Raw genomic sequence first — 4,377 nt, 5'->3', positions numbered from 1 at the left:
TGACCAGCTTGTCGAAATTGTCGACGGTCTCATCGAATGTCTGGCGGTGGCGCACCGCGGTGTCGAGTACCACGTTCAGGTTCTTGACCACCTCGCCGATGGCCGCATCACGGTCGGCGATGTGGGCGGTCAGCTGGGCGGTCTGCTCCAGGATGTCGTTGATGGTGCCGCCCTGGCCCTGGAACACCGTGACGATGGTCGAGGCGATGGTGTTGATCTTCTCCGGGTCCAGCGCCCGAAAGACCGGCTTGAAACCGCCGATCAACGCATCAAGGTCCAGCGCCGGCTCGGTTCGGGAGCTGGGGATGAACCCGCCCATGGGCAGCCGCTCGTCGGCGCCCTGCCCCTCGCCGCGCTTGAGTTCGAGGTAGCGGTTGCCGATGAGGTCGGCGTAACGGATCTGTGCGGTGGTCGACTGGTAGAGCGGCAGCGAACGGTCGACGTCGAAATCCACCACGGCGCGACGGCCGCCGTCGACCAGCCGGACCCGTTTGACCTTGCCGATCTCCACCCCGGAGGCGCGGACGAACTGGCCCTGGCGCAGCCCGCTGGCATTGCTGAACTCCGCCGAGTAGCGGGCTGTCCGGTCGAACCGGATCTGCCCGAACACCACGACGAGCCCGACCGTGAAGAGCAGCAGCACCGAGCCGACGGCGCCGAGTTTGATAGCGGTTCTGGTGATGTTCATGGGTTGATCGTGTTATCCCCGACTTGGCGACCCCAGACGTAATCAACGGCCAGGGGCGATCCGGTATCAAAGTGGTTGTACGGCGCTTGGCTGACTCCCGTGTCGGCCACCAGGTAGGGCGCCGGCCAGAAGTCGTGGGTGATCTTCTGCCAGCAACCCGGCGCACCGCCAGGGCCACCGCGGGCGTTGTACCGCGGCAGGTTCTCGGGGTAGATGTAGGGGTTGGCCGGGCCGACCAGCTCGCTGACGGTGTCGAGCGCGTAGCCGTCGCCGCCGAGGAACTCGTAGACCTTGGGCGCGCCCTCGGCCAGGTTTCGGATGGCGCAGAACAACTCCGGGCTGTATTCGTCCAGCAGCGCCGAGACCGGAACCAGGTCGGCGAACTGGGCCCGGAAGTACGGACCGAACCGCTCGGTGATGTCGGCCCCGAGGTTGCCCACCCCGGCGGCGCCCAGCAACGCGGCGTCGAGTTCCTTCTGCTGGTTGGTGATCGTCTTGACGGTCACCACCGAGCTGTCCAGGAAGCCGATCAGGTCCGGTGCCCCGTCGGCGTAAACCTCGGCCAGGTTGGCGAAACCCTTGAGGTCGCGGCGGAACAACGGCATCCGCGCATTGGCGTCGTCGAGGATCGCATTGCCGTTGACCAGCGATTCGCCCAGCTTGTCGCCCAGCCCGGTCAGAGCCTCCGCCGCGGCGTGCAGCGTCAGGTTCAGTTTGATCGGGTCGACGTGTTCGGACAGGTTGTTGATCGTCTCGAACAGCGTGTTGAGCTCGGTGGTCACCGAGGTCGCGATGATATTTTTGGTGGTGATGCGCTCCCGCGCCGGGTGTTCCGGCGCGGTCAGCGAGACGTACTTGTTGCCGAACAGCGTGGTCGCCAAGATGTCGGCCTTGACGTTGGACGGAATCAGCTTGAGGTACTTCGGGTTCACGTCGAGGGCGAACTTGGCGGCCGGCTTGTTCTCGTACTCGGTCGGCGTGATGCTCGAGACGCGCCCGATCTGGACCCCGTTGTAGGTCACCGGGCCGCCCGGATCCATCACCAGGCCGGCGCGCGGGGCCACCATGGTCAAGGTCGTCGTCTTGGTGAAGGCGCCACGGAACTGGCCGTAGACCAGCCCGGCGATCAGGGCCAGGACCGCGAAGGTCACCAGGCCCGCGACCCGGTACGGCGGGTTGTGGACTTTGTTCTGCTTCCCGTTTGCCATCCGCGTCACATCGTTAGGTTGAAGTTGGGGTCGACGCCGTAGAGCGCCAACGCGGCGAGCAGCACGACAGTGGGCACGGTGATCAGAGACAGGCGCATCGACTGGCCGACCGCGCTGCCCACGCCGACCGGACCGCCGCTGGCGTTGAAGCCGTAATAGCAGTGGGTGATCATAACCACCACCGCGATCAATATCGTCTCGATGAAGGACCAGAACACGTCATCTGGCCGCAGGAACGTTCGGAAGTAGTGCTCGTAGGTGCCCGAGGACTGGCCGAAGAACAGCGTGGTGACGATCTGCGGTGCGGCGAACGCCATGATCAGTGCAAGCGCGTAGAGCGGAATGATCACGGTGAAACCGGCCACCACACGCGTCGACACCAGGTAGGCGATCGAGTTGATCCCCATCACTTCGAGCGCGTCGATCTCCTCGCTGATGCGCATCGCGCCCAGTTCAGCGGTGGCGCCCGCTCCGACGGTGGCCGCCAAGGCGATACCGGCGTTGACCGGGCCGACCACGCGCACGTTGACCAGGGCTGCGGCGAAACCGGTGTAGGTCTCGACCCCGATGTTGCCCAGCGAGGTGAAGCCCTGGATGGCGATCAGCGAACCGCCGGCCAGCATCACGAAGCCCATGATCGCCACAGTGCCGCCGATCACCGCCATGGCGCCGGTGCCCATCCCCAATTCGGCGACCAGTCGCAGCGTCTCGGTGCGGTACCGGCGCAGCGCCCACGGGATCTGCCGAAGGGCGGCCACCGAGAACCAACCGAGTTGACCGCTCTTCTCCAGCGCGCGGCCGGCTACCCCGACGTAGCGCTGATAGTTGGCGACCAGTCCGGGAAAGCGACCTCGCACCACTGCTGATGTCGACATGTCAGGTCCCCGTTCCGAACTTCACGCCGATGGTGGTCAGCACCACGTTCACGGCGAACAACGCAAGCACACACAGCACGACGGTCTCGTTCACGGCGGTGCCCAGGCCTTTGGAGCCGCCACGGACGGTAAGGCCTCGATAGCAGCCGACTAGGCCGGCGATGAGTCCGAACACGCTCGCCTTCACCGTCGAGATGATCACCTCGGGCAACCCGGTCAGCAGAGTCAACGTCGACAGGTAGGCGCCGCCGGACACGTTCTGCAGATAGACACCGAACAGGAAGCCGCCGGCGAGGCCGATGACGATCACCAGCGCGTTGAGCAGCAGGGCCACCACGGTCGCGGCGATCACCCTGGGGACCACCAGGCGATGGATGGGGTCGATACCGAGCACCTCCATCGCGTCGATTTCCTCGCGAATGGTTCGGGCCCCCAGGTCGGCGCAGATCGCGGTAGACCCGGCGCCGGCAACCACCAGCACGGTGACCAGCGGCCCCAACTGGGTGACGGCCGCGATGCCTGCGCCGGCACCCGAAACGTCGGCAGCACCGAACTGCGCCAACAAGATATTGAGCGTGAAAACCAGCAGCACGGTCAGCGGGATGGCGACCGCGATGGTCGGGATGATGGCGACGCTGGTGATGAACCAGCCCTGTTGCAGCGTCTCGCGCCACTGGAAGGGCCGGACGAACAGGGCCCGGGCGGTCAGGGCACACATCCGGAAGAAACCGCCGACCATGATCAGCGGCGGCAGCACTCGATCCCGGAGGAAGTCGGCGACACGGGGACGCGCTGGAGCGGTCACACCACCCCCCTCACCACAGATCCCGCCGCACGACTCAGCAACAAACCGCGTCGCACAGTGTCTTCTCCCGTCCGTCGATCAGCGAGACCGGCGTCACCTTATCGGCCCCAAGTGCCGTTGGCGACCATCGGACCATACCTGATGGCTCCGTAAGAGGAACATTTAACGGGCGGAACCATCGCGCGTCTCCTACCGGGCAGTAACGCCCTGCCACCTCACTGATCGCCATAGTGAAAGCCCGTGCACCTATTCGGTTCAGCGGCCCGAACCGAACTGTGTTCGCAGCTCGGTCTTGAGCACCTTGCCCGCCGGGTTGCGGGGCAGTGCCTCCACGATCTCCAGCGCCTTGGGGTGCTTGTAGCGCGCCAAGCGCTCGGTCATGAACACCTCGAGTTCGGCCAGGGTCAGCCCCTCGCGGGACAACGCAGCGACCGCCACCGGCACCTCGCCCCACCGTTCGTCCGGGCGGCCGATGACGGCCACCTCGACGATGTCCGGGTGATCGGCCAGCACGTTCTCCACTTCGGCGCAGTACACGTTCTCGCCGCCGGAGATGATCATGTCCTTCTTGCGGTCGACCACCCAGACGTAGCCTTCCTCGTCCATGCGGACCAGGTCCCCGGAGTGGAACCAGCCGCCGGCGAAGGCCTCGGCGGTGGCCTGCGGGTTGTTCCAATAGCCGCTCATCAGGGTGGGTGCCCGGTACACGATCTCGCCGACCTCGCCGACGGGCACGTCGTTCATCTGCTCGTCGACAACGCGGGCGCTGACCGTCGGGATCACCGTGCCTGTCTCTTATAC

At 65.6% G+C, this 4,377-nt stretch carries 4 protein-coding genes and 1 pseudogene; all 5 read right to left on the bottom strand.

Annotation, left to right across the window (positions count from 1 at the left end):
* Nucleotides 1-688 (bottom strand): MCE family protein (locus LI92_RS19985; protein WP_046322010.1); only part of this gene is annotated, 688 nt, incomplete at its 3' end.
* Complete coding sequence (locus LI92_RS19980) at nucleotides 685-1,896, bottom strand: MCE family protein (RefSeq protein WP_046322009.1); 1,212 nt, start codon at nucleotides 1,894-1,896, stop codon at nucleotides 685-687. The genes LI92_RS19980 and LI92_RS19985, both read right to left, overlap by 4 nt.
* A 5-nt stretch (nucleotides 1,897-1,901) precedes the next feature.
* Nucleotides 1,902-2,771, bottom strand: a complete 870-nt coding sequence (locus tag LI92_RS19975; protein WP_046322008.1) for an ABC transporter permease — start codon at nucleotides 2,769-2,771, stop codon at nucleotides 1,902-1,904.
* A gap of 1 nt (nucleotide 2,772) precedes the next feature.
* Nucleotides 2,773-3,510, bottom strand: a complete 738-nt coding sequence (locus LI92_RS19970) for an MlaE family ABC transporter permease (protein WP_109559839.1) — start codon at nucleotides 3,508-3,510, stop codon at nucleotides 2,773-2,775.
* A 321-nt stretch (nucleotides 3,511-3,831) separates the two neighbouring features.
* Nucleotides 3,832-4,365, bottom strand: a pseudogene (locus LI92_RS19965) (AMP-binding enzyme); the annotation flags it as partial.
* Nucleotides 4,366-4,377: the final 12 nt, after the last annotated feature.

The organism is Mycobacterium sp. UM_Kg1, from assembly GCF_000972925.1.
GTDB classification, from domain to species: domain Bacteria; phylum Actinomycetota; class Actinomycetes; order Mycobacteriales; family Mycobacteriaceae; genus Mycobacterium; species Mycobacterium hiberniae.
Note: the sequence above shows the minus strand (reverse complement) of the source record. Positions and strands in the feature narration are given on the sequence as shown.

Bases quoted from the DNA above. Each gene is read 5' to 3' on its own strand.
- LI92_RS19980 (WP_046322009.1), bottom strand. From the start codon at position 1,896: ATGGCAAACGGGAAGCAGAACAAAGTCCACAACCCGCCGTACCGGGTC.
- LI92_RS19975 (WP_046322008.1), bottom strand. From the start codon at position 2,771: ATGTCGACATCAGCAGTGGTGCGAGGTCGCTTTCCCGGACTGGTCGCC.
- LI92_RS19970 (WP_109559839.1), bottom strand. From the start codon at position 3,510: ATGGTCGGCGGTTTCTTCCGGATGTGTGCCCTGACCGCCCGGGCCCTG.